The organism is Streptomyces sp. NPDC059853 (assembly GCF_042731495.1).
GTDB lineage: Bacteria > Actinomycetota > Actinomycetes > Streptomycetales > Streptomycetaceae > Streptomyces.
In genome coordinates this window covers 1-2559 of the sequence record NZ_JBHWJL010000474.1, presented here as the reverse complement: position 1 = coordinate 2559, position 2559 = coordinate 1, and the positions used below count along the sequence as shown (strand labels likewise).

Annotated in this window: 1 protein-coding gene; it reads left to right on the top strand. The window is 70.3% G+C overall.

The window, feature by feature from the left end; all coding sequences use genetic code 11:
- Positions 1-197: 197 nt before the first annotated feature.
- The coding region (locus ACFV5N_RS26925) for a RelA/SpoT family protein (RefSeq protein WP_385604879.1) at positions 198-2559 on the top strand (2362 nt) is incomplete at its 3' end.

Here is a 2559-nt window from a genome sequence, read left to right as displayed (position 1 = left end):
CACTCCCAAACCCGTCGGCTGCGACAGTTGTGTATAAGACACTGGGGGGGCGCCCCGCCCCCGCGCAGCGCGCGGGGGGGGGGGGCGCCGGTGCGTCCGGCGGCTGTTCCGCTCCCGTACCGCGCCCGGCGCGAGCGGGTGGCCTAGGCTCGATACCATGGCCGTCCGATCGCTACGGCCGGACTCAAGGAGTGCCCTTGCCCGACGAGGCCCAGCCGCTCACCTCCGCGCAGCGCAAGAATGCCGCGCCGTCCCCGGCCACCACCCGGCGTGACGGTCAGGACAGCCACGCCCCGGCACCGCCGGCCGCCGTCTCCGGGGTCTCGGGCCGTTCCGGCTCCTCCAACCGGGTACGGGCCCGGCTCGCGCGGCTCGGCGTCCAGCGCTCCAGCCCGTACAACCCGGTCCTGGAGCCGCTGCTGCGGGTGGTCCGCGCCAACGACCCCAAGGCGGACACCGCCGTGCTGCGCCGGATCGAGCGCGCCTACCAGGTCGCCGAGCGCTGGCACCGCGGCCAGAAGCGCAAGAGCGGTGACCCGTACATCACCCACCCGCTGGCGGTGACCACCATCCTGGCCGAGTTGGGCATGGACCCGGCCACTCTGATGGCGGGACTGCTGCACGACACGGTGGAGGACACCGAGTACGGCCTGGACACCCTGCGCCGCGACTTCGGTGACCAGGTGGCGCTGCTGGTCGACGGGGTCACCAAGCTGGACAAGGTCAAGTTCGGCGAGGCCGCGCAGGCCGAGACCGTGCGCAAGATGGTGGTGGCCATGGCCAAGGACCCGCGGGTCCTGGTCATCAAGCTCGCCGACCGGCTGCACAACATGCGCACCATGCGGTTCCTCAAGCGGGAGAAGCAGGAGCAGAAGGCCCGCGAGACGCTGGAGATCTACGCGCCGCTGGCGCACCGGCTGGGCATGAACACCATCAAGTGGGAGCTGGAGGACCTGGCCTTCGCCATCCTCTACCCCAAGATGTACGACGAGATCGTGCGGCTGGTCGCCGAGCGCGCGCCCAAGCGGGACGAGTACCTGGCCACCGTCATCGACGAGGTGCTGGCCGATCTGCGCGGGGCCCGGATCAAGGCCACCGTCACCGGACGGCCCAAGCACTACTACAGCGTCTACCAGAAGATGATCGTGCGGGGCCGGGACTTCGCCGAGATCTACGACCTGGTGGGCATCCGGGTCCTGGTGGACACCGTCCGCGACTGCTACGCGGCGCTCGGTACGGTCCACGCCCGCTGGAACCCGGTTCCCGGGCGGTTCAAGGACTACATCGCCATGCCCAAGTTCAATATGTACCAGTCGCTGCACACCACGGTGATAGGTCCCGGCGGCAAGCCCGTCGAACTCCAGATCCGCACCTTCGACATGCACCGGCGCGCCGAGTACGGCATCGCCGCGCACTGGAAGTACAAGCAGCAGGCCCAGGCCGGCGCCTCCAAGATCCGCTCCGACGCCCCGAAGAAGGGCGACAAGGGCGAGGGCGTCAACGACATGGCCTGGCTGCGGCAGCTGCTCGACTGGCAGAAGGAGACCGAGGACCCCGGGGAGTTCCTGGAGTCGCTGCGCTTCGACCTCTCCCGGCACGAGGTCTTCGTCTTCACCCCCAAGGGCGATGTCATCGCCCTGCCGGCCGGCTCCACCTCGGTGGACTTCGCCTACGCGGTGCACACCGAGGTCGGCCACCGCACCATAGGGGCCAAGGTCAACGGCCGGCTGGTGCCGCTGGAGTCCACCCTGGACAACGGCGACACCGTGGAGATCTTCACCTCCAAGGCCGAGGGCGCGGGACCCTCCCGGGACTGGCTGGGCTTCGTCAAGTCGCCCCGGGCCCGCAACAAGATCCGCGGCTGGTTCTCCAAGGAACGCCGGGACGAGGCGATCGAGCAGGGCAAGGACCTGCTCACCCGCGCGGTGCGCAAGCAGAATCTGCCGATCCAGCACGTGCTCACCGGCGACTCCCTGGTCACCCTCGCCCACGAGATGCGCTACCCGGACATCTCCTCGCTCTACGCGGCGATCGGGGAGGGCCATGTCTCCGCGCCCAGCGTGGTGCAGAAGCTGGTGCAGGCGGTCGGCGGCGAGGAGGCCGCCAGCGAGGACATCGCCGAGACCGCGCCGCCGATGCCCACCCGCAGCCGGCGCCGCTCCAGCGCCGACCCCGGCGTGGTGGTCAAGGGCGCCGACGACGTCTGGGTCAAGCTGGCCCGCTGCTGCACCCCGGTGCCGGGCGACCCGATCATCGGCTTCGTCACCCGGGGCAACGGTGTCTCGGTGCACCGCACCGACTGCGTCAACGTGGACGCGCTCTCCCGCGAGCCGGAGCGGATGCTGGCCGTGGAGTGGGCTCCCACCCAGTCCTCGGTGTTCCTGGTGGCCATCCAGGTGGAGGCGCTGGACCGCTCCCGGCTGCTGTCGGACGTCACCCGGGTGCTCTCCGACCAGCACGTCAACATCCTGTCCGCCGCCGTCCAGACCTCCCGCGACCGGGTGGCCACCTCCCGGTTCACCTTCGAGATGGGCGACCCCAAGCACCTGGGGCACTGTC